Source organism: Hydrogenophaga sp. GW823-FHT04C09 (genome assembly GCF_058796355.1).
Window position 1 is genome coordinate 166,334 of record NZ_JBXAIO010000010.1, and the last position, 21,922, is coordinate 188,255.

At 69.7% G+C, this 21,922-nt stretch carries 22 protein-coding genes and 1 pseudogene; 6 read left to right on the forward strand and 17 right to left on the reverse strand.

Annotation, left to right across the window (positions count from 1 at the left end; translation table 11 throughout):
• Nucleotides 1-3: 3 nt before the first annotated feature.
• A complete protein-coding gene (locus AC1Q9M_RS23375) occupies nucleotides 4-924 on the reverse strand; it encodes an AraC family transcriptional regulator (protein ID WP_382322338.1) in 921 nt (306 codons plus the stop codon).
• Between the two features lie 107 nt (nucleotides 925-1,031).
• On the opposite strand from AC1Q9M_RS23375, the gene AC1Q9M_RS23380 reads away from it, so the two are divergent.
• On the forward strand, nucleotides 1,032-2,024 hold the full coding sequence (locus AC1Q9M_RS23380) for a carbon-nitrogen hydrolase family protein (RefSeq protein ID WP_492435994.1): 993 nt from the start codon (nucleotides 1,032-1,034) through the stop codon (nucleotides 2,022-2,024).
• Nucleotides 2,025-2,029: 5 nt separating this feature from the next.
• Here the strand turns inward: AC1Q9M_RS23380 and AC1Q9M_RS23385 are convergent, their stop codons facing one another.
• The 15 genes from AC1Q9M_RS23385 to AC1Q9M_RS23455 form a co-directional block, all read right to left on the reverse strand.
• The gene (locus AC1Q9M_RS23385) at nucleotides 2,030-3,535 is read right to left on the reverse strand and encodes an amidase (protein ID WP_382322340.1); all 1,506 of its coding nucleotides are present in this window, start codon (nucleotides 3,533-3,535) and stop codon (nucleotides 2,030-2,032) included.
• Between the two features lie 29 nt (nucleotides 3,536-3,564).
• Nucleotides 3,565-4,272 (reverse strand): ABC transporter ATP-binding protein, encoded by a 708-nt coding sequence (locus AC1Q9M_RS23390; RefSeq protein WP_382322341.1) that lies wholly within the window; start codon nucleotides 4,270-4,272, stop codon nucleotides 3,565-3,567.
• Nucleotides 4,265-5,011, reverse strand: a complete 747-nt coding sequence (locus tag AC1Q9M_RS23395; protein ID WP_444688997.1) for an ATP-binding cassette domain-containing protein — start codon at nucleotides 5,009-5,011, stop codon at nucleotides 4,265-4,267. Before AC1Q9M_RS23395 ends, AC1Q9M_RS23390 begins: the two co-directional genes overlap by 8 nt.
• Nucleotides 5,008-5,994, reverse strand: a complete 987-nt coding sequence (locus AC1Q9M_RS23400) for an ABC transporter permease subunit (protein ID WP_492435997.1) — start codon at nucleotides 5,992-5,994, stop codon at nucleotides 5,008-5,010. The genes AC1Q9M_RS23395 and AC1Q9M_RS23400 overlap by 4 nt, the downstream gene beginning before the upstream one ends.
• Nucleotides 5,991-6,854 carry a branched-chain amino acid ABC transporter permease gene (locus tag AC1Q9M_RS23405; protein WP_444688999.1) on the reverse strand — a complete coding sequence of 288 codons (864 nt, stop codon included), beginning with the start codon at nucleotides 6,852-6,854 and terminating at the stop codon, nucleotides 5,991-5,993. The genes AC1Q9M_RS23400 and AC1Q9M_RS23405 overlap by 4 nt, the downstream gene beginning before the upstream one ends.
• 7 nt (nucleotides 6,855-6,861) lie before the next feature.
• Nucleotides 6,862-8,091, reverse strand: coding sequence for an ABC transporter substrate-binding protein (locus tag AC1Q9M_RS23410; protein WP_382322343.1), 1,230 nt, complete (start codon nucleotides 8,089-8,091; stop codon nucleotides 6,862-6,864).
• A 147-nt stretch (nucleotides 8,092-8,238) separates the two neighbouring features.
• On the reverse strand, nucleotides 8,239-8,676 hold the full coding sequence (locus AC1Q9M_RS23415) for a hypothetical protein (protein WP_382322344.1): 438 nt from the start codon (nucleotides 8,674-8,676) through the stop codon (nucleotides 8,239-8,241).
• Nucleotides 8,673-9,623, reverse strand: a complete 951-nt coding sequence (locus AC1Q9M_RS23420) for a heme ABC transporter ATP-binding protein (RefSeq protein WP_382322345.1) — start codon at nucleotides 9,621-9,623, stop codon at nucleotides 8,673-8,675. Before AC1Q9M_RS23420 ends, AC1Q9M_RS23415 begins: the two co-directional genes overlap by 4 nt.
• Nucleotides 9,620-10,702: a FecCD family ABC transporter permease gene (locus AC1Q9M_RS23425; RefSeq protein ID WP_444689001.1), complete on the reverse strand. Its 1,083-nt coding sequence runs from the start codon at nucleotides 10,700-10,702 to the stop codon at nucleotides 9,620-9,622. The genes AC1Q9M_RS23420 and AC1Q9M_RS23425 overlap by 4 nt, the downstream gene beginning before the upstream one ends.
• Nucleotides 10,699-11,196 carry a VOC family protein gene (locus AC1Q9M_RS23430; protein WP_382322347.1) on the reverse strand — a complete coding sequence of 166 codons (498 nt, stop codon included), beginning with the start codon at nucleotides 11,194-11,196 and terminating at the stop codon, nucleotides 10,699-10,701. Before AC1Q9M_RS23430 ends, AC1Q9M_RS23425 begins: the two co-directional genes overlap by 4 nt.
• Nucleotides 11,193-12,077: a heme/hemin ABC transporter substrate-binding protein gene (locus AC1Q9M_RS23435; RefSeq protein WP_382322348.1), complete on the reverse strand. Its 885-nt coding sequence runs from the start codon at nucleotides 12,075-12,077 to the stop codon at nucleotides 11,193-11,195. Before AC1Q9M_RS23435 ends, AC1Q9M_RS23430 begins: the two co-directional genes overlap by 4 nt.
• A gap of 32 nt (nucleotides 12,078-12,109) precedes the next feature.
• Nucleotides 12,110-12,517, reverse strand: a complete 408-nt coding sequence (locus AC1Q9M_RS23440; protein WP_382322349.1) for a VOC family protein — start codon at nucleotides 12,515-12,517, stop codon at nucleotides 12,110-12,112.
• Nucleotides 12,514-13,605: a hemin-degrading factor gene (locus AC1Q9M_RS23445; protein WP_382322350.1), complete on the reverse strand. Its 1,092-nt coding sequence runs from the start codon at nucleotides 13,603-13,605 to the stop codon at nucleotides 12,514-12,516. The genes AC1Q9M_RS23440 and AC1Q9M_RS23445 overlap by 4 nt, the downstream gene beginning before the upstream one ends.
• Nucleotides 13,606-13,649: 44 nt before the next feature.
• A complete protein-coding gene (locus AC1Q9M_RS23450; protein ID WP_382322351.1) occupies nucleotides 13,650-13,982 on the reverse strand; it encodes a hypothetical protein in 333 nt (110 codons plus the stop codon).
• Between the two features lie 19 nt (nucleotides 13,983-14,001).
• Complete coding sequence (locus AC1Q9M_RS23455; RefSeq protein ID WP_492436003.1) at nucleotides 14,002-16,245, reverse strand: TonB-dependent hemoglobin/transferrin/lactoferrin family receptor; 2,244 nt, start codon at nucleotides 16,243-16,245, stop codon at nucleotides 14,002-14,004.
• A 198-nt stretch (nucleotides 16,246-16,443) separates the two neighbouring features.
• Between AC1Q9M_RS23455 and bfr the strand changes: the two genes are divergently transcribed.
• From bfr to AC1Q9M_RS23480, 5 genes and pseudogenes are all read left to right on the forward strand, one after another.
• Nucleotides 16,444-16,920, forward strand: coding sequence for a bacterioferritin (bfr, locus tag AC1Q9M_RS23460; RefSeq protein WP_382152838.1), 477 nt, complete (start codon nucleotides 16,444-16,446; stop codon nucleotides 16,918-16,920).
• Nucleotides 16,921-17,061: 141 nt separating this feature from the next.
• A complete protein-coding gene (locus AC1Q9M_RS23465) occupies nucleotides 17,062-17,286 on the forward strand; it encodes a (2Fe-2S)-binding protein (protein WP_444689004.1) in 225 nt (74 codons plus the stop codon).
• A gap of 228 nt (nucleotides 17,287-17,514) precedes the next feature.
• Nucleotides 17,515-19,842, forward strand: a complete 2,328-nt coding sequence (locus AC1Q9M_RS23470) for an NADP-dependent malic enzyme (RefSeq protein ID WP_382322354.1) — start codon at nucleotides 17,515-17,517, stop codon at nucleotides 19,840-19,842.
• A gap of 220 nt (nucleotides 19,843-20,062) precedes the next feature.
• Nucleotides 20,063-20,485 (forward strand): guanyl-specific ribonuclease, encoded by a 423-nt coding sequence (locus tag AC1Q9M_RS23475; protein ID WP_382152827.1) that lies wholly within the window; start codon nucleotides 20,063-20,065, stop codon nucleotides 20,483-20,485.
• A 54-nt stretch (nucleotides 20,486-20,539) separates the two neighbouring features.
• Nucleotides 20,540-20,935: pseudogene (locus AC1Q9M_RS23480) on the forward strand (barstar family protein); the annotation flags it as partial.
• A gap of 196 nt (nucleotides 20,936-21,131) precedes the next feature.
• Here the strand turns inward: AC1Q9M_RS23480 and rsmA are convergent.
• Entirely contained in the window at nucleotides 21,132-21,905 is a 774-nt protein-coding gene (rsmA, locus tag AC1Q9M_RS23485; protein WP_492436006.1) for a 16S rRNA (adenine(1518)-N(6)/adenine(1519)-N(6))-dimethyltransferase RsmA, read from the reverse strand.
• Between the last annotated feature and the right edge of the window lie 17 nt (nucleotides 21,906-21,922).

A 21,922-nucleotide genomic window follows, 5' to 3' on the forward strand; every position in this document is an offset into this window, starting at 1 on the left:
GGCCTAGCCCCGCCGCTGGCGGCGATGCTGGGCGGGCGTGGTCTGGAAGTGTTTCTTGAAGGCGCTGGCCAGATGGCTCTGGCTGGAAAACCCGCTCTGCACCGCGATCTCGGCGATGGGCTCCGTGCCGTCTTCCAGCAGGCGCCTGGCGTGCTCCAGGCGCCGCAGAAGGATGTACTGGTGCGGGCTCGTGCCCAGGTGCGCGCGGAACGACCGCCACAGCTGGGTCGCGGGCAGGCCGGCACGCTCGGCCATGGCCTCCAACGAGAGATCCTCCGCCAGATGGTCCTCGATGTGATCGAGCAGCCGCCGCCAGCGGTGCACGCGCGGCCCGGGGACCGTGGCACTCTTTCGTGGCGTCAGGCTGGAATGGTGGCTGAGCAGCCGGCTCGCCAGCATGTGGGCCAGGTGATCGGCCTGGTAAGGGCTGGCGGCGTCGCCCTCGCACAGCAGCTCGAGGGTGGTCTCGGCCAGGTGGGCGATCACCGGGTCGTGCGTGCACAGCCGGGGGATGAGCTCACCGACCGACGAAGAACGCCGGTAGAGCTCGTCGGCCACCTGCCGAAAGATGGCGTCGTGGACATAGAGGTGCAGGATGCGGGGGCGGCCCGAGATCGCCCATCGGCTCGTGGATGCGCCGGGCAACACGCTGAACTGGCGCGGCCTCAGCACCGCTTCCCGGCGCACCCGGGACAGCGTGCGCGCCACCGGGCTGGCCGTCGACACGCAGTAGGCGATGCCTGCGGTCGACGCCACCGGCAGGTCCGCGCTCCAGGGCGCCTCCTGGACCAGCGAGGCATACAGGCCTCGCCACCGCAGGGATGCGCTCTCCCGCAGGAGCTGAACTTCCGAGCGCTGCGCGATGCCGTGGGTCTGGCCGGGCAGAAAGACATCATCCGGCCACGGAAGGGAGGGTGTGCTCATGGAACGATTTTGACAACGGCGAAGCGATTCCGATAGACCCGTTGGGGACCGCCCGCAGATGATCCGGCCACCGCAAGGTTCGCGGGGTTCTCACACAGGCTCACACCATGACCACTTCCTTTGAATCCGTGCGCGTCGCTGCCGTTCATGCCGCCGCGCCCTTCCTCGATCTCGAGGCCGGTGTTCAACGCACGATCGCGTTCATCCAGCAGGCCGCGGCCGGCGGCGCCCGCCTCGTCGCCTTTCCGGAAACCTTCCTGCCGGGGTACCCGCACTGGATCTGGTCCCACACCTCGAAGTACGCGGCGCCGCTGTTCGCGGAGCTGTACCGCAACGCCATCGAGTTCCCGAGCCCGCAGGCGGACCAGATCGCCGCGGCGGCCCGCGAGGTGGGCATCTGGGTCTGCCTGGGGGTCAATGAACGGGAGGGCGGCACGCTGTACAACACCATGGCCTGGTTCTCGCCGCAAGGGCGGCTGGTCGCCCGGCACCGCAAGCTGCACCCGACCAATGCCGAGCGCACCGTGTGGGGACGCGGCGACGGCCGCGATGTCTTCGTGGTGGACACCGGCTTCGCCAAGGTGGGCGGCCTGATCTGCTTCGAGCACAGCATGGACCTGAACCGCCATGCGCTCGCGGCCATGGGCGAACAGATCCACGTCGCCTCCTGGCCGGCCATCAACGCCACCCATGGCGACCCCAACGCGAGCGACTTCGACCACTACTCGACCACGCTGGCCGCCGCGCATGCGATCTGCGCCCAGACCTACGTGATCCTGGTGCAGGGCCGCGTGTCGGAAGAGATCGTCGAGCGGCTCGGCATGAAGCCGGGCCCGGACGCCCCCACCGTGGGCGGTGGCATCAGCGGCTTCATGGGACCCAACGGCAAATGGCTCGCCGAGCCGCACCGCGACACCGAAGCGGTGATCTTTGCCGATCTCGATCTGTCCATGATCGCGTTCGCCAAGTTCTTCGCCGACGGCGCGGGGCACTACAGCCGGCCCGACGTCTTCAGCTTCGACGTGAACCGCGCGCCGCAGACCGCGCTGCCCCAGTCCTCCGTGGTCCAGGGCACGGTGCGGGCGATGGAGGACGCCTGAACCGATCAGCCGGCGTGCAGCCGCTCGTGGCCGGCGGCCGCGCGCAGCACCAGCGCGTCGTCGAAGTGGCGGCCGATCAGCATCAGGCCCACCGGCTTGCCGTCGGTCTCGCCGCAGGGCACGCTGATGGCGGGGTGGCCGGTGAGGTCGAACGCGCTGGTGTTGGCCAGCATGGTCCAGCTGTGCTGGATCACGGCCGCCACGCCCGCGTCGGCCGGCGGGATCGGCAGCGTGGGAAACGGCGTGGTCGGCATCAGCAGCAGGTCGCGGCCCTCCAGCGCGTCGTCGTAGGCCTGGCGCAGCCGGCGGCGCAGGTTCTGCGCCTTCGCGTAATAGCGGCCCTGGTACTGCTGGTGCACGTAGGCGCCCAGCAGCATGCCGATCTTGAGCGTGTGCGGCATCTCGTTGGCGCGCTCGCGCAGCCCGCCCAGCGCGGTCATGAGCGCGAGCGGGTAGGCGCCCGTGGTCAGGTGGCCCGCGCCCTGCCCGCCGTACAGCGTGTGGTACGTGCCTTCGTTGGCGATCGCGCTCCAGATCGCGAAGCCGTGGCGGTGCCACGGCACCGACACCTCGTCCACGATCGCACCGGCCGCGCGCAGGGCGTCGATGGCGGCGCGCACCGCCGCGTCGGTGCCCGGGTGCGATTCGGGCAGGCCGAACGACTCCTTCACCACGCCGATGCGCAGGCCTTTCACATCTTGGTCCAGCCCCTCGGTGTAGCGCTCCACGCGCACGTTGCGCTGGCGCCCGTCGATGCCGTCCTCGCCGGCGATCACCTCCAGCAGCAGGGCCACGCCCGCCACGTCGCGCGCCATCGGGCCCACGTGGTCGATCGTGTAGTCCAGCCCCATGACGCCGGTGTAGGGCACCAGGCCGTAGGTGGGCTTGAGGCCCACGATGCCGGAGAACGAGGCCGGGATGCGGATCGAGCCCGCCTGGTCGGCGCCGATCGCCAGGTCCACCTCGCCCGCCGCGAGCAGCGCCGCGCTGCCGGTGGTGGAGCCGCCGGGCGTGTGGCCCGGGTTGCGCGGGCTCTCCACCGGGCCGGTGGCGCTGGTGGCGCTGCCGCCGGAGAACGAAAAATACTCGCAGACCGACTTGCCCACGATGTGGCCGCCGGCATCGAGGATGCGCGTGACCAGCGTGGCGTCGCCGTCGGGCACAAAACCTTCGAGCAGCGAGGCGCCGTTCATCATCGGCACGCCCGCGATCTGCACGTTGTCCTTGATCGCCAGGCGCAGGCCGGCCAGCTTGCCCTGGGCCGCGCCCTGGATGTCGGTGCGCATCCACCAGGCGCCCCAGGGGTTGTCCCGCGGCTCGGGACGGCTGCCGCCGGCGCGCGGGTAGTGCACGGGCAGGGGCTCGTTGGGCAGGCGGTCCAGGGCCCGGAACTCGGGCACCAGCGGCGCCAGCATGTCCAGCACGGTCTGCGCATAGTCCGCGTCCACGTCGATGCCCAGCTGCGCGCCCAGGCGGTGCAGGCGGTCCTTGTTCGGCAGGTTGAATGCCATGGTGTTCCTCTGAAAAAACGGGTTGACGGTCAGCCGGCGAACTCGGCCGATTCGACGAGCGCCGCCATCGCGGCGGCGTCGCTGGCGCGCGCCTCGCGCACGGTGCGGCCCTTCTCCAGCACGACGATGCGGTCGGACAGGGCGCGCAGGAAGTCCAGGTTCTGCTCCACCAGCACGATGGAGAGCCGGTGGCGCTGCCGCAGCGAGCGCAGCAGCAGCACCATGTCTTCGATGATGGAGGGCTGGATGCCCTCGGTCGGTTCGTCCAGCAGCACCAGCTTCGGGCGCGTGCACAGGCAGCGCGCGAGCGCCAGGATCTGCTGTTCACCGCCGCTGAGCAGCCCACCGGGCCGATCGAGCAGGCGCGGCAGCGCGGGGAAGTCGGCCAGCACCTCGTCCACCACCTGCATGGCCTGCCGCCCGCCGTGCACCGAAGCGGCGAACAGCAGGTTCTCGCGCACCGAGAGCAGCGGGAAGATGCGCCGGCCCTGCGGCACGTAGCCGATGCCGCGCGCCACGCGCCGGTGCGTCGGCAGGCGCGCGATGGACTCGCCCTGCCAGCGCAGCTCACCGGCGCTCACTGCGATCTCGCCCACGATGGCGCGCATCAGCGTGGTCTTGCCCATGCCGTTGTGGCCGAGCACGCCGAGCACCTCGCCGTCGTCCACGCGCAGCGCGATGCCGTCGAGGATGTTGATGCGGCCGTAGCCGCCGCGAACGCCTTGCAGTTCAAGCACGGACATGCTCCTCACGACCCAGATACACATCGCGCACGACCGGATCGGCCAACACCTCGGCCACCGGCCCGTCGCGCAGCACCGCGCCCCGGTGCAGCACGGTCACGCGGTCGGCGATGCGGCGCACGAAGCGCATGTCGTGTTCCACCACCACCACCGCGCGCCCGGCGCGGATGGAGAGGATCAGCTCGGCGGTGCGCGCGGTCTCCTCCTCGCTCATGCCTGCCACGGGTTCGTCCAGCAGCACCAGCTGCGCGTCGGTGGCCAGCACCATGCCCAGCTCGACCCACTGCCGCTGGCCGTGCGAGAGCGTGGCGAGCTGGCGGTCGCGCACCGCGCCCAGGCGCAGCTGCTCCAGCACCTCGTCGACCACGGCGGCCACGGGCCGCCGTTCGCGGTGGCGCCCGGCCGCCACGCGCAGGCTGGCGCCCACCGTGAGGCCGTCGAACACGCTGGGCACCTGGGTCTTCACGCCCACGCCCAGGCGCGCGATCTGGTGGCGCTCCAGGCGCCCCACGTCCTGGCCCAGGATGCGCACCCGGCCGGCGCTGGGTTTCTGCTGGCCGGTGAGCGTCTTGAACAAGGTGCTCTTGCCGGCGCCATTGGGGCCGATCAGGCAGCGCAGCTCGCCGCGCGCCACCTGCAGATTCACCCGGTCCACCGCCACCACGCCGCCAAAGCGCACCGTGAGGCTTTCGGTGTCCACGGCCCACACCGGAGGGACTTGCACCGCGTTCATGCCGCGCTCCCGGGGTCGCGCCGCAGGCGCTGGCGCAACCAGGGCAGCAGGCCGGCGGGCAACAGCAGCACGCACAGCACGAAGATCACACCCAGCACCAGGTTGGTGTCGGCCAGCCGGGTCTGGCCCAGCCAGGTGGTGAGCCACTGGATCAGCACACAGCCCACCACCGGCCCGGCCAGCAGGCCCACGCCACCGACCTGGGCCCAGATGATGATCTGCGCGGCGAAACCGATGCCGAACACATCGGGCCCGACGAAGCCGCCCCAGGCCGCGTGCAGGGCACCGGCCAGCCCGGCGATGCCGGCACCGATGACGAACACCCCCAGCTTGTGGGCGCGCGCGTCGTAGCCCAGCAGCTCGGCGCGCAGCTCGTGCTCGCGCACGGCCGCCACCGCCTGGCCGAAGCGCGAGCGCACCAGCCAACGCAGGCCCGCGTACACCAGCACCAGCACGCCGGCCGAGAGCAGGTAGAGCTGCACGAAGTCCAGCTCCTGCCCGCCGGGCAGGGCGGGTGGCGGCACGCCGGGAATGCCGTTGTAGCCCCCGAGCGCCACGCCGCCCAGGCGGAAGTCCGCGCCCGAGACGGTGTTGACCAGGTGGAACAGGATCAGGGACGCGGTGAGCGTGATCACGCCCAGGTACACGTCGCTGATGCGCCCGTAGAACAGGAAGTAACCCATCAGCGCCGCGCCCACGCAGGGCACGGCGACCGACGCCGCCAATGCCACGGCGCTGCCATGGCCGCCCAGCGCGAGCACCGCGTAGGCGTAGGCGCCCAGGCCGAAGAACACCGACTGGCCGAAGCTGAAGATGCCGGCCACGCCCCAGACCAGCGCCATGCTCAGCGCCAGGATGGAGAGGATCACGTAGACGTTCAGGCTCACCAGCGTGGCCAGCTCGACCACCCCGGCCACACCGAACAACACCAGCAGGCCACCGGCCCACAGCAGCGGCTGGAACTTGCGCAGCCCCCCGTTCACAGCGACCTCCGGAAGAAGCGACCGGTGATGCCCGAGGGCATGAGCCGCAGCAGCACGATGGCCGCCACCAGCAGCGCCACGTGGCCGGCCACCGGGGTGGCCCAGCGCGTCACGGCCTCGCTGAGCGTGCCGAACAGGGTGCTGGCCACCACCGTGCCGGTGATGGCGTTGGCGCCGCCGGTGATCACGGTGATGAAGGCGCGCGTGACGTAGGCGGTGCCGATGGTGGGCACGGCGCCGGTGAGCGGTGCCATCACCGCGCCGGCCAGGCCGCTGACGGCCGCGCCGGCCGCGAAGGTCCAGGCGTACACGCGCGAGGTGTTCATGCCCAGGGCCTCGGCCATGGGAGCGCTCTGCATGGTGCCGCGCGCCAGCAGGCCGATGCGCGTGCGCCGCAGCACCCACCAGGTGGCCGCGACCAGCACGATCGCCACCCCGATGATGAGCACGCTGTACCAGGAGTCGCGGTGGCCGCCGAGCGTGAAGCTGCCCAGGGGCGAGACCACGCCGCGCTGCTGGAAGCCGAAGGCCCAGGTCGCCAGGCCGATGAGCGCCAGGCTCACGCCCCAGGTGGCGAGGATGGTGTCGAGCATGCGGCCGTAGAGGTGGCGGATGATGAGCCGCTCCAGCGCGTAGCCCACCAGCCCCACCACCAGCGGCGCGATCACGAACATCGCGAGCCAGATGTTGAGGCCGGCCTGGACGCAGAGCACCAGGGTGTAGCCGCCGATCATGAGGAACTCGCCGTGCGCGAAGTTCACCACGCGCATCATCCCGAAGACGATGGCCAGGCCCAGGCTGGTGAGCACCAGCAGGGCGATGGCGTACAGCAGGTGGAAGGACAGGACGAGGTGCTCCATGCGGTGCTCAGATCCGGGGCTCGAACTGCTGGTTGGTCGCGGGGTTCTTCACGAGGTCGCACTGCCCCACCATGTCGATCGCGGTCACGGCGCTGGCCTTCTCCAGCACGCGGTAGCCGCCGTCTCGCACCTCGGCCAGGTACATGTCGTAGCTGCAGTGGTGGGTGGCCGCGTCCAGCGACACCTTGCCGTGCGGCGCGTCGATCGACAGACCCGACTCCAGCGCCTTCAACACGGCGTTGCGATCCAGGCTGCCGGCCTTGGCCACGGCGGCGGCCCACAGGCGCAGCGCCACGTACTCGTTCATCGTGGTGTTGCTCACGTAGTCCTTGTTGCCGGCGTCGCGGTAGGCCTTGATGAAGGCCTTGTTCGAGGGCAGGTCCAGCTCCTCGAAGTAGTTGGTGCAGACGATCACGCCGTTGGTGATCTCCTTGGGCATCAGCAGGTGCTCGCCCACGTCGCCGAAGGTCTGCGAGGCCAGGGCCACCTTGCCCTTCATGCCCGAGGCCGCCCACTGGCCGTAGAAGCTGCCGTGCGCCGGGCCGACGAAGCTGTTGATGATCGCGTGGGGCGCGGCGGCCTGGATCTTGGCGATGGTGGCGTTGAAGTTGGCCGCGTCCATCGGAAAGAGTTCTACCCCCACCACCTCGCCGCCGTGCTCGGCCGCGAGCCGGCGGATCCACTTGGCCGAGAGCTGGCCGAAGTTGTAGTCGGCGCCGAGCACGTAGAGCTTCTTGCCGTGGTGCTTGATGAGGTGCGGCACGATGGTGCGCAGCGCATGGCTGGGTGTGACGCCGGTGAGCACCGTGTTGCGGTCGCACACGCCGCCTTCGTAAGGCATGTTGTAGAAGTAGGGCACGTTGGCGCGGCGCAGCACCGGGCGCACCACCTCGCGCGCCGCGCTGGTCACGCCGCCGAAGGCCACGACGGCCTTGTCGCGCAGCGCGAGCTGCTGGCCGAACTGGGCGTAGAGCTGGTTGTTGGACTGGGTGTCGTACTCGACGATGCGCAGCTTGCGCCCGAGCAGGCCGCCCGCGGCGTTGATCTGGGCCACGCCGAACTTGAGCACGTTGCTCTTGCCGCGGCCGAAGGGCTGCAGGGGACCCGACATGTCCTGGATGCTGCCGATGACGATGTCGTTGCCCTGGGCGCGCGCCAGGGAGGTCAGGCTGGCGAGCGGCGCGGCCAGCAGGCCGCAGGCCATCGAGCCCGTGAAAGAACGGCGGTTCGGATTCAAAGCGTTGCTCCTTGTCGAAAGCCCGGCGGGCCCGTGTGGGGAGCGACGATATTTCAGCCGTGCGACGTGGCCAATGCCTTGGAGGGGGTGCGACCGAACTTCAGCGCAACTTCGGCAGGGTCGGCGCAATTCCTGCCGGAAACGGCGCTACTTGGCGGCTTCGCTGGCGCTGCCGGCGTAGAGCTCGCAGGCCTGGCCGGTGCGGCGGCACTGGCCGTCGGCCTCCAGCCAGGGATGGGCGTGGCCCACACAACCGGTCTGGCAGATCACGCTGCTGGCCTCGGCCATCGCCTGGGCTTCGGCGCGCCCGGCCAGCGGGCGGGCGCGGCGTGACAGCGGCTTCATGACGCCGGCCACGCCCAGGCCCCAGAGCAGGCTGGTGCGCGAGACGATGAGTTGCGCGCGCAGGTGCAGCACCTCGTCTTCCAGCGCCGACACGCGCAAGGCATGGGCGCGCAGCTGCTCGCCCACGCGGCGCTGCAGGCCGGCCACCTGGCGGGTCAGCACACCGTGCTCGATGGCGATCTCGCGCGCGGCCGCGCTGTCGTGGCGCGTGAGCAGGATCGATGGCGGGGTCTGTGTCATGGGCGGTCCTTCCCGGGCAACGGCGGCGCGCCGGCCGCGATGAGCAACTGGGGCACGCCGTCGGCCGCGCGCACGGTGCTGGCCTGCACCTGCCACACGCGCCGCACCAGCGCGGGCCGCAGCACGCGCGCGGGCGGGCCGCTGGCCTGCAGCACCCCACCGTCGAGCACCCACACGCGGTCGGCGTAGCGCAGGGCGAGGTTGGGGTCGTGCAGCACGGCGAGCACGCCCACGCCCTGCTCGCGCGCCCAGCGCTGCACGGTGCTCAGGGTCTCGTGCTGGTGGCGCAGGTCGAGCGCGGCCGTCGGTTCGTCGAGCAGCAGCCAGCGCGGCGCACCGTCGGCGCGCGGCGCCCAGATCTGCGCCATCACGCGCGCCAGCTGCGCGCGCGCGCGTTCGCCGCCGCTCAGGCTGCTGATGCTGCGCTCGGCCATGCCGGCCACACCGGTGGCCTGCATCGCGGCCTGCACGATGGCGGCCTCGTTGGGAGACGGTTGCAGGTGGTGCGGGTAGCGACCGAGCTCCACCACGTCCCGCACGCGGAAGTCGAAGGCCACGGCCGTCTCCTGCGGCAGCACCGCGCGGTGGCGCGCGAGCTGGTGCACGGTCGCGGGCGTGACCGCCAGGCCGTTGAGCGTCACGCGGCCGCTGTCGGGCGCGCGCAGGCCCGCGAGCACCGAGAGCAGGGTGGACTTGCCCGCGCCGTTGGGGCCGAGGATGGCACCGACCTCACCGGGCGCGAGTTGCAGCCGCACGCCCTGCAGCAGGGTGCTGGGGCCGGCGCGCACGCCCACGTCCAGCGCGCATAGGCCCTGCCCCTCGTCCAGGGCGGGCGTGTCGATGCCGGGTTCGGCGTCCTCGTCGTCGTCCAGCCACAGCGGGCGTTCGCCGGCCGGCAGTTCACCGCAGGCGCTGCGCCAGTCGGCGTCGAGCAGGCGCGCGTTCACAGGCGCCTCCCGTGCGCGCCGCGCAGCAGGAGCAGGAAGAAGGGCACGCCCACCACCGCGGTGAGCACGCCCAGCGGCAGCTCGGCCGGTTGCAGGAGGGTGCGCGCGACCGCGTCGGCCAGCAGCACCAGCACCGCGCCCAGCAGGGCCGAGCCGGGCAGCACCCAGCGGTGGTCGGGCCCGGCCACCAGGCGCACCATGTGTGGCGCCACCAGGCCGATGAATCCGATGATGCCGGTGGTGGCGGTGACCGCGCCCACGGCCAGCGCCGTGACCACGATGGCGATCTGCTTCACGCGCTCGACCGACACGCCCAGCAGCACCGCCTGCGCCTCGCCCAGCGCGAGCGCGTTGAGCGGGCGCGCCAGCCGCAGCCCGATCCCTCCGGCCACGAGCGTGATGCCGCCCACCAGCGCGACGGCGCTCCAGCGCGCGCCGCCCAGGCTGCCGAGCAGCCAGAACTGCAGGTTGCGCAGCTGTTCGTCGGTGGCCAGGAAACTCAGCAGGCCCAGCCCCGCGCCGGCCAGCGCGTTGACCGCGATGCCGGCCAGCAGCATCAGCCCCACGCGCGTGCCGCCTTCGCCGCGCGAGAGCAGGTAGATCAGCACGGTGACCGCCAGGCCGCCGCCGAAGGCCATGAGCACCAGCGTCCAGCTGCCCAGCGAACGCGGCAGGTCGGGGAACCAGAGGTTGCCCATGACGATGGTGGCGCCCGCCGCGAGCGCCGCGCCGCTGCTCACGCCGATCAGGCCCGGGTCGGCCAGCGGGTTGCGGAACAGGCCCTGCATGAGCGCGCCGGCCAGGCCCAGGCCGGCCCCGGCGGCCAGGCCCAGCACCAGGCGCGGCAGCCGGATGTTGAAGAACACCAGCTCGGCGCCGCTGCCGCCGGGCGCGGTGGTGGTCACCGCGCCCAGCAGCACGCCCGGCAACTCGCTCAGCGGCAGGCTGTAGGCGCCCTGGCCCGCCGCCCACAGCAGCGTGAGCATCAGCAGCGCGCCCAAACAGAGCAACAGGCTCGGGCCGGAGAGGCGGCGCGGCGTCCAGCGCAGGGCCGCCACCGCCGGCGCGGCCGCGTTCACGAGCGGTCCTCCATGCGCTGCTCGCCGGGCTGGCGCTGCGCCGACACGTCGGGCCACCAGGCCACGCGGTCGATCAGGTGCAGCACGTTGCCGTCGATGTCGCTGAGCGTGAGTTCCCACGCGCCCCAGGGCTGCCAGCGCGGCGACTCGCCTTCGAAGCGGTGCGCGTGCAGCGGCTTGCGCCCGCCCAGGCCGGTGCGGCAGGGGCGCAGCACGGCCGCGCGCAGGCTGGCGTGCAGCACGTGGATGCGCGGCACCTCGACGCGGTGGTGGCCGGGCGCGAAGCCCCGGTCGCCCGGCGTGGGCCGTTCCCAGCGCCCAGGCGTGGCGGCGCAGGCCCAGAGCTGCACCTGCAGCGGGCCGTGCGCCACCAGCGCGCACACGCCGGGAATGTGCTGCCGGCATTCGAAGCCCAGCACCTCGGTGTAGTCGGCCACCGCGCGGTGCAGGTCGGGCGTGCGCACGTTGGCGAGGTCGTGGCGCACGGCGTTCATGTCTTCACCACCTGGTCGTGCAGGCGCCCCACCACCTCGGGCAGGCGCGGGCCGAAGCCGAGCAGCTCCAGCGCGTCCAGGTGCACCAGGGTCTTGGCGGACGTGCGGCGCTGGAAAGCCGGCGTGAGCGCGAGTTCGGGGCGCTGCCAGAACTTCGCTTCGCCGCCGATGGCTTCGATGCCTTGCGTGGTGGTCAGGATCAGGTCGGGCGCGGCCTGCGCCATGGCCTCGGCCGTCATCGGCCGGTAACCCTGGAAACCGCCGAGCGCGTTGCGCGCGCCGATGAAGCGGATCAGCGCATCGGCCGCCGTCTTCTCGCCCGAGACCTGCGGGCTGCCGCTGTGCGAGAGCACGAACAGGATCTTCGGCCCCGGACCCTTGGCGGCTTGCACGCGCGCGCTCACGGCCTGCCAGCGCGCATCGAGCCGGGCCTGCAGCTCGCGCGCGGCGGCTTCGCGGTTCGAGGCGCGGCCCACGGCGGCGATCTTGCGGCGCACCTCGTCCCAGGTGTGGTCGGACGCCACCAGCTCCACGCGCACACCGGCGCTGCGCAGCTGGTCGATCACCACCGGTGGGCCGGCGTCGGTGCCGGCGATCAGCGCGTCGGGCCGCAGCGCGAGCAGGCCTTCGGCCGAGAGCTGGCGCATGTAACCCACCTTGGGCGTGGCCTGCGCCGCCGCCGGGTACAGACTGGTGGTGTCGGTGCCGACCAACTGGTCCTGCGCGCCCAGCGCGTAGACCACCTCGGTGATGCCGCCGCCCACCGTGATGAGACGCGGTGCAGGGGGGGCCGCCATCAGACCCAGGGGCGACCCCGCTGCCGCCATGGCCGAGAGGGCCTGCAGCGCGCGCCGGCGCGAGAGGGAGGAGGAATTGAACATCGGGGGTTCCCTGGAAACTGGAGAAAAGGCGTTCAGGGCAGACGGCCCACCGGCGCGAAGCCGGGCGTGTTCTGCCCGATGTGCCAGCACACGCCCGAGGGGTCGATCACCACGAACTCGGTGATGCCCCAGGGCTGCGCCGTCACCGGCGTGATGCGCGCGCCGTAACGGCCCGCGAGGTCCTGCGCCTCGACGTGCGCGCGCCAGGCGTGCACATCGGTCACCAGCAGGTGCATGACGAGGTTCTCGGCCAGCGCCTGTTCGTAGAAGTCCTGCAGCAGGAAGGGACAGTCGCCGACGCAGAAGTACGCCACGCCCCCACCCTCGGAACGCTGGGTGAAGCCCAGGTCGGCGTAGAAGCGCTTGGACAGCGCGAAGTCCTTCGCCGGCACGAAGGCCTTGATCTCGACGGCCTGCAGGGCGGCGGCGGCGGTGCTCATGCGGTCACCGCGCCGCTCGGCTGACCCGCGGCGGCGGCCTGCAGGTGCGCGACGATGTGGCGCCAGGCCTGCAGCTCGCTCTGGCCGGGCTTGCGCGCACCGAAGAACATGGCCATGAGTTCACCGCGCGCGTCGAAGGCCTCCACCGAGGTGACGACGCCGTCGCTGGTCGGCTTCTCGACCACCCACACGTCCTGGATCAGGTCCTCGCGCAGGTGCAGGTTGAAGCCGGGGTCGAGCACGTTGAGCCAGGCCTTGCCCTGGATCTCCATCGGCTCCACGCGCTTCACCGGCCCGGTGTGGATCTGGATGCAGCCCGGGCTGCCCACGAAGACCATGATGGGCGTGCCATCGAAGGCCGCTTCCATCAACAGCTCGCGCACCGCCGCCTTTTCCACGCGGTGCGTGTAGCGGCCCTCGACCAGGCGAAAGCCCTGCTGGCGCTCCAGGCCGAACTGCTTGAGCAGCGGGAAGAACTGGTGCGTGTCGGTCATCGCACCCCAGGCGGTGCCGAACGCGTTGGCGTCCACCAGGGGCTGGGGCGAGGCCGTGCCGGCCGTGTCGCGCGCCACGAATTCGATGTCGCGCTGATCGTCGCTGTGCGCGGCGATCACGCGCTGCCACGCGGCCAGGTCGGTCTGCTCGCGCACGTAGATCTTGTGCACGGCCACGCCGTGGCGGTCGAAGAACTGCAGGCTGGGCGTGCCCATGCCGGGCTGCGACTTGAGCGCCTCGGCCACCACGAAGCCCGCGTGCCACTGGTTGAAGAACAGGCGCAAGTCGATCTGCTCGCCCAGCGCCAGGCCCACGGGCCCGCTGGCCGAGACCTTCTGGTACACGCCGGTCTTCTCGTGCACCACGCTCTCGTTGCGCGTGAGGGCCATCAACGGGCCGCAGGCTTCGAGCGACTGCAGCAGGCCCAGCCAGTCGGGCTTGAGCGCGATGGCCTGCAGCGGCGCGCCGTGCGCGCCGCGGTGCGCGGCGATGGCCGCGCCTTCGCTCAGGCCCAGCGCTTCGGCGGCCTCCTTGGCCCGCAGGCCGCTGGCGCGCATGCCCTGGAAGGCGGTTCGGATGTCGTGGGCATTCATGTGCTTCTCCTGGAAGTGGGGTGGGGCCGGCGCGCGTCGGTCGGTCACTGCACGCGGGCGGGAACGGGGTGCCACAAGGGCGTGGGCGTGGCTTCGACGGCCATGGCCTCGGCGGTGTGCTCCAGCTCGAGCTGCCAGCGCGTGCGCAGGTTGGCCAGCATGGTCTGCATCGGCGGCGAGAGCTGCGGGTGCGCCGAGAGGTACAGCAGGTTGGACACCAGCTTGCGCGCCATGCACGGGCGGTGCGGGCAGTCGCGCGCGCTCTGCGCGTAGCCGGTCATCAGCGCCAGGGTGCCCGCGAGCAAGGCCTCCACGCTGGGCAGGGTGTACTCCTCGTCGGCGGTCGTCTCGGTGTGGTGGTCGGCTGCGGCGGGCATGGTGGCTCCTGTGAGGTGGCTAGAAGTCGGTGACGAGCGCCACCGAGAAGCTGCGGCCTGGCGCGGTGTAGGCGTCGAGCACGGGCGAGTTCGCGGCCACGCCGACGACGTTGGTCCACTCCCAGTACTTGCGGTCCGTCACGTTGTGGATCGCGGCGCTGAGCCGCGTGGCCTTGCTGACCTGCCAGCTCGCGCGCAGGTCCAGCGTGGTGGACGAAGGCGGTGCAAACTGGTTGGCCAGGTTGGCGTAGTTGATGTCGCTGGTGGACTTCTTCATCGTGTGCGCGACCACGGCGCCCAGCTTCCAGTCGCCCACGCGCTGGTCCACGCCGAGCAGCAGGCGCGCCGGGTTGACCGTGTTCAGCGGTGCGCCCAGGCGGGTGTCCTTGCCCTTGGTCTGGCCATAGGCCAGGCGCAGGTCGGTGGCCGGGCCGAGCGCGAACTTGCCCTTGAGTTCGAAACCGCTCAGGCGCACCTGGCCGCGGTTGACGGCCTGGTAGGTCAGGGGGTTGAGCGGGTTGCCCGCCTGGCCGCCCACCACCACGAGCTCTTCGATGAAGTCCTTGTAGCGGCCGGTGAACACGGCGGCCTCCCACTGCACCGGACCCACCTTGTCGCGCGCGCCGAGCTCCAGCGTGCGGCTGCTCTCGGGTTTGAGGTTGGGGTTGGGAATCGTGCGGTAGCTCGCGAGCGTGTTCTGGAAGTAGTTGTTGAGCTGCAGCGCGCTCGGCGCCTTGAAGCCGGCCGCGAGGTTGGCGAACAGGTTCAGCTCGGCGCCAGGGCGGAAGATCGCGCCCAGCTTGGGCGAGAGCGCCGAGTCCGACAGACTGGCCGGCTGCAGCGGGTACAGCGGACTGCCCTTGGCCTTGAGATCGAAACGGTCGTAGCGCAGCGCCGGGATGATGCTCCAGCGCTCGCTGGCGAACTCGCTCTGCACGAACAGCGCGGTGTTGGTCTCGCTGGTGGGCGGGAAGCGCTTGAGCGGGTAGCTCTCGTAGGCGGGCGCACCCACGCCGGTGACGATGTTGTCCATCTTCGCGACCGACACGTCCACGCCGTAGACCAGCTTCTGCCCCCAGTCGGCGCCCAGCGATCGGGCCTTCTCGGCCTGCAGCACGCCTTGCCAGAGCTTCTCGGTGTAGGTCACGTCGCGCACGCGGTAGGTGGGCGCGGCGCTGCGCCGCTCGGTCGAGACCTCCTGCGATTCGGCCTGCTGGTAGCCCACGGTGGCGCGCAACTCGTCGGCCCAGGCCGAGCTCACCTTGAAGCGGCCGTCCCAGCTCAGGCGCGTGCGCTCCATGTCGGTGGTGCCGTCCACGTCCTGCGTGGTGACGCCCATGCTGGTCGCGCGGGCCGTGTAGGCCTCGACCTCGCCCGACTTGTCCACGTGTTCCAGCGTGAGGGTGTGGCGCTGGCCCGCGCCGGGGGTGAGCACCACCTTGCCCAGCAGCGAGACGTTCTTGTCCTTCTGCGGGTTGGGCGCGGTGCGCGTGCTGTTGAGCGATTCGTTGGTGCCCTGGTTGTCCAGCTCGCCGCTGCGACCGACCTGCACGCTGCCCAGCCATTGCAGCGTGTCGTTCGGCGCGCCGACCAGCGTGACACCGACGCCGCGGCTGTCATCTTCGCTGTCGGCCTTGAGCCCCACGCGGCCACCGAAGGTCTTGCCCGGCTGGAGCAGGTCCTTGGGTTCGGTGGTGAACATCGCGACCATGCCGGCCAGGCCATCGGAACCATACAGCGCGGAGTTCGCGCCCCGCACGATTTCCACGCGCGAGATCAGGCCCAGGTCGTAGTAGTCGCGGCCGAACGAGGCCGAGCCGAACACGCCGCTGGAGAGTTCGCGCGGCACGCGGATGCCGTCGACCGTGAGCAGCACGCGGTTGCCTTCGAGACCCCGCAGGTTGAAGCCCGCGTTGCCATCGCGCCCGGTCGAGCCGGTGACGCCGCCGAAGCGCTGCGGCGCGCGGCGCACGCTCATGTTGGGCACCTCGCGCACGAGGTCGCGGATGTCCTGCACGCGCGCGGGGTCGAGGTCCTCGCCCGTGATCACGTCGATGCTGGCGGGCACCTCCTCGATCGCGCGCTCGCTGCGCGAGCCGCTCACCACCAACTCGCGCAAGGTGGATGCCTGAGCCACCTGGGTGGCCTGGGGCGCGGTCTGGGCCAGGGCCGGACCGGACAGCAGGGCGAGGCAGGCCAGGCAGAGCGGGCTGAGTCGCAGGGAAGAAAGGGAAAGGGAGACGGGGGAGCGCAAGGGGGTCAAGACGGCACCTGGATCCAGAGGGTGGAGGACAAGGCTGGCGTCACGACCTCAGGCGGGCTGCCGGGTGCGGGCTGGCTGGAGGATCGATTATATGCGAACGATTCTCATTTGCAAGACGTACCGATTCTCAGCACTGAATTGATAGCGCGCTCCGCGCACAATGCGCGCCTGTCAACCAAAAACGAAAGGAGTGGTCCCATGAAAGGCGACGCCCAAGTCATCACCCATCTGCAAGCGCAGCTCAAGAACGAGCTCACCGCCATCAACCAGTATTTCGTCCACTACCGCATGCTCAAGCACTGGGGCCTGGACAAGCTGGCGGCCAAGGAATACGAAGAGTCGATCGGCGAAATGAAGCACGCCGACAAGCTCATGGACCGCATCTTCACGCTCGACGGCCTGCCCAACCTGCAGGACCTGGGCAAGCTGCACATCGGCGAGGACGTGCCCGAGATCCTCAAGAGCGACCTGGGCCTGGAAACCGGCGCGCAGAAGACCATCAAGGACGGCATCGCCCACTGCGAATCGGTGCGCGACTACGTCTCGCGCGACCTGCTGCAGACGATCCTGGACGACACGGAAGAGCACATCGACTTCCTGGAAACCCAGATCGACCTGCTGGACAAGGTGGGCATCCAGAACTACCTGCAGAGCCAGATGGGCTCGGTCAGCTGACCGCTCCCGCCCCAGGCCGTTCCCTTCTTGCCACAGAGCCCCGCCTTTTCGCGGGGCTTTTTTTGGTCTTTTGAATACGATCAATTATCATTTGCGCACACGTTCACCTTGAACCACCCTTTTTCCGTCCCGCCCAGCCCCATGATCGTTTGCGTTTGCCACCGAGTCAGTGACCAGACCATCGCACGTTGTGCGCGGTCCGGCATGGCATTCGACGACATCCAGCTCGAGCTGGGCGTGGCCACCCAGTGCGGCCAGTGCGAGTCCTGCGCGCGCACCCTGTGGTCGGAGTGCACACCCCACCAGTCGGTGGTGCACCTGCAGCTGCACCCCACCACCCTGCCCGCCCAGGCCGCTGCGGCCTGAGCACCGCAGGGCTTTCCCCCTCCTGACTTTCCCTGCCCGGCCCGCATCGGGCGAAATCGCTGCCGCATACTGCGGCTGGTGGTGTTGGCCTTCGCCATTCCTTCCCGAAAAGTCACAGGCACCCGAACGCTTTACGCGGTTTCACTCACTAGGGTTTTCCCGCCCGGCGCTTTAGAATGCGCAATTCCTTTCCGCATCGCAAGATAACGACCCGCTGGAGACAAGAGCATGAGCATGGAAAACAGCCCTGAGAACAAGCGCGCCGAGCTGCGCCGAGCCGCCCTCGAATACCACGAGTTCCCAGTCCCCGGCAAGGTGTCGATCGCCGCCACCAAGCAGCTCACCAACCAGCGCGACCTCGCCCTGGCCTACTCGCCCGGTGTGGCGGCGCCCTGCGAAGAGATCGTGGCCAACCCGGTCAACGCCTACAAGTACACCGCCCGCGGCAACCTCGTGGCGGTCATCACCAACGGCACCGCCGTGCTCGGCCTGGGCGACATCGGCCCGCTGGCGGCCAAGCCGGTGATGGAAGGCAAGGGCGTGCTCTTCAAGAAGTTCGCCGGTGTCGACGTGTTCGACATCGAGATCAACGAGAAGGACCCGGTGAAGCTGGTCGAAGTGATCGCCGCGCTGGAGCCGACCTTCGGCGCGATCAACCTCGAGGACATCAAGGCACCGGACTGCTTCTACGTCGAGCGCGAACTGCGCAAGCGCATGAAGATCCCCGTGTTCCACGATGACCAGCATGGCACGGCCATCACGGTGGCGGCGGCGATGCTCAACGGCCTGAAGGTCGCGGGCAAGGACATCGGTCAGGTCAAGCTGGTGACCTCGGGCGCGGGCGCGGCGGCGCTGGCCTGCCTGAACCTGCTGCTCAAGGTCGGGCTCAAGCGCGAGAACGTGTTCGTCACCGACCTGGCCGGGGTGGTCTATGAGGGCCGAGAGGAACTCATGGACGACGACAAGCGCCAGTACATGCAGAAGACCGACAAGCGCAAGCTCGCCGAAGTGATCGTCGGCGCCGATGTGTTCCTCGGCCTCTCGGCCGGCGGCGTGCTCAAGCCCGAGATGGTGGCGTCGATGGCGGCCAAGCCGGTGATCTTCGCGCTGGCCAACCCGAATCCCGAGATCGCGCCCGAGGACGCGCACGCGGTGCGCAACGACGTCATCATGGCCACGGGCCGCACCGACTACCCGAACCAGGTCAACAACGTCCTGTGCTTCCCCTACATCTTCCGCGGCGCGCTCGACGCGGGCGCCTCCACCATCACCGATGAGATGGAGATCGCCGCGGTGCACGCCATTGCCGAGCTGGCGCAGGCCGAGCAGAGCGAGGTGGTCGCGGCGGCCTATGCCGGCGAGAAGCTGGCCTTCGGTCCCGAGTACCTGATCCCCAAGCCGTTCGACCCGCGCCTGATGATGAAGATCGCGCCGGCCGTGGCGCAGGCCGCCGTCGACAGCGGCGTGGCCCAGCGGCCGGTGCCCGACATGGCGGCCTACCGCGAGAAGCTGCAGAGCTTCGTGTTCGCCTCGGGCACCATCATGAAGCCGATCTTCTCGGCGGCGAAGGCCGCGGCCCGCAAGCGCGTGGCCTACGCCGAAGGCGAAGAAGAACGGGTGCTGCGCGCCTGCCAGATCGTGGTGGACGAAGGCCTGGCCCGTCCCACGCTGATCGGCCGCCCGGCCATCATCGCCCAGCGCATCGAGAAGTTCGGCCTGCGCCTGCGCGAGGAGCTGGACTACGACGTCGTCAACGTCGAGCAGGACGACCGCTACCGCGACTTCTGGCAGACCTACCACCGCATGACCGAGCGCAAGGGCGTGACCCAACAGCTCGCCAAGATCGAGATGCGCCGGCGCCTCACGCTGATCGGCGCCATGCTGCTGCACAAGGGCGAGGTGGACGGCCTGATCTGCGGCACCTGGGGCTCCACCCAGCACCACCTGAAGTACATCGACCAGGTGATCGGCAAGCGCGAGGGCGGCAGCCCCAGCACCGCCCAGGACGTGCGCATCTACGCCTGCATGAACGGCCTCATGCTGCCCGGCCGCCAGGTGTTCCTGGTCGACACACACGTCAACTACGACCCCACGCCCGAAGAGCTGTGCGAGATCACGGTGATGGCGGCCGAGGAAATGCTGCGCTTCGGCCTGCAACCCAAGGCGGCCCTGCTGTCTCACTCCAACTTCGGCTCCAGCGACGAACCCAGCGCCATCAAGATGCGCCGCACGCTGGCGCTGCTGCGCGAGCAGGCGCCCTGGCTGGAGGCCGACGGCGAAATGCACGGAGATGTGGCACTGGACCCCAACGCGCGCCACACCCTGATGCCCAACTCCACGCTGAAGGGCCCCGCCAACCTGCTGGTGCTGCCCAACATCGATGCCGCCAACATCGCCTACAACCTGCTCAAGACCGCGGCGGGCGGCAACATCGCGGTCGGGCCGGTGCTGCTGGGGGCCGACAAACCGGTGCACATCCTCACCGCCAGCGCCACCGTGCGTCGCATCGTCAACATGACAGCCCTCACCGTGGCGGATGCCAACGTCTCGCGTTGACGCCTCCCAAACAAGCAAGCGCTAACTTTTACACACATTCTCGGCGCGGAGATTTGCTGAATATTTCAGCAGGCGCTTGCTTTTTCCCCCCGGCTCAGGCACACTAGCGCGCTTGGATTTCAGGGTTAACCCGCCCTCCAGTGCGACGCAAAATAATGCTTTGGCATTGCTTTCAGAAGGTGCTGGCGGCGGGTTGATGTCTTCAGGAGCTGGGAATTTCATGGGTCTGAAACAGATCCGGGCTCGTGTCGGGAAGGCCAGGGGAGTGGCCCTCGCCGCCGTTCTGGCGGCGGTATTGGGCACCATTGCGGTGCAGGCCCGCGCCCCGAATGCTTCATGGTCCGATCCGGGTGCCGCGTCGGTGGTGGTCACGGGACTGCCGCCGCAAGGTCAGGACGTGATGAACCAGATCCGGCAAGGCGGGCCCTTCCGATACGACAAGGACGGCTCGGTGTTCGGCAACCGCGAACGCCTTCTGCCCAGCGAGAAGCGCGGGTACTACCGGGAATACACGGTGCCCACGCCGGGTCTGAACCACCGGGGAGCCCGGCGGATCGTGTGTGGCGGGTTGAAGCCCCGGGCCCCTGAAGCGTGTTATTACACCGAAGACCACTACAGCAGCTTTCGGCTGATCGTGCAGTGAACCTTCGGTGGTGTGAACGGATTTTTAACTTTGACCTTAGAAAGAGACGCGGAGATGGACACGCCACTTCGTAACGTACGCCCCAACATCGTTCAGTCGATTCGCGCCCATGGCGTGAAAGACCTGCAGGCCGCGGCCGAGCACCTGGGGCATCACTTCCTGTACGCCAACCTGGCCAAGGCCCAGAGCAAGCAGGACGTGTTGGAGTTGATCGCTGCCCAGTACACCTTGCCGTCGCACTTCGGCAAGAACTTCGACGCGCTCTACGACTGCATGACCGACATGGTCCACAAGTCGGGCCCGCAAACCGGCTTCATCGTGGTGCTGGAGCACATTCCGGCGCACGCCAAGTTCGACAAGGAAGCGCGCGAGCAGCTGCTCGACATCTTCCGCGACGCCGCCGATTACTGGTCGGACCGCAAGATCCCGTTCCGCTGCTTCTATTCGTTCTCCGTGGCGCGCGCGCCCAAGGGCGAAGAGCCGATCGAGGTGCAGACCGACGAGCCCATGCCCACCGACAAGATTCTGGACGTGAGCCCGATGGCGCTGCGCATGAGCAGCCCGTTCAACGCGGGTTACTGGCTGGCCGCCGCCTGATCGCGGTCGTCCCGCTCGCCCAAAAGCCGCTGCAGCCCAGCGGCTTTTTTCATGCCTTCGCGGGGGTGGCCTGCGCCAGCGCGACGTATTCGCTCACCGGCACCTCTTCGGCCCGGCGTTGCAGGTCGAAGTCGCCCGTGAAGCCTTGTTCGTCGAGCCAGCGGCCCAGGGTGTTGCGCAGGATCTTGCGGCGCTGGCTGAACGCCACCTGAACCATCGCCCCATAGCGCGCCACGTCCAGCGCGGGCGGCGCGGCCAGCGGCACCATGCGCACGATGGCGCTGTCCACCCGGGGAGGCGGGTCGAAACTCTCCGGTGGCACGAACAGCACGTTGTCCATCGCGTAGCGCCACTGCAGCATCACCGACAGGCGGCCATAGTCCGCCGTGGCGGGGCGCGCCACCATGCGGTCGATCACCTCTTTCTGCAGCATGAAGTGCTGGTCCTGCACGACCGCGACGTGGTCGAGCAGGTGGAACAGGATGGGCGTGGAGATGTTGTAGGGCAGGTTGCCCACCACGCGCAGGCGCCGCTCGGTGTCCAGCCGCTGGGCCAGCGCGCTGAAGTCCACCTTGAGCACGTCCGACTCGATCACGTCGAGCTGGCCGTGCTCGCGCAGGCGCACGGCCAAGTCGCGGTCGAGTTCGATCACCGTCAACCGGCCCAGGCGCTCCACCAGGGGCTGCGTGAGCGCGGCCAGGCCAGGCCCGATCTCGACCATGGCGTCGCCCGGCGCCGGCGCGATGGCGGTCACGATGGCATCGATGATGGCGCTGTCGGTCAGGAAGTGCTGGCCGAACCGCTTGCGGGCGATGTGCTTCATGCGATGGCTGGCGTCGC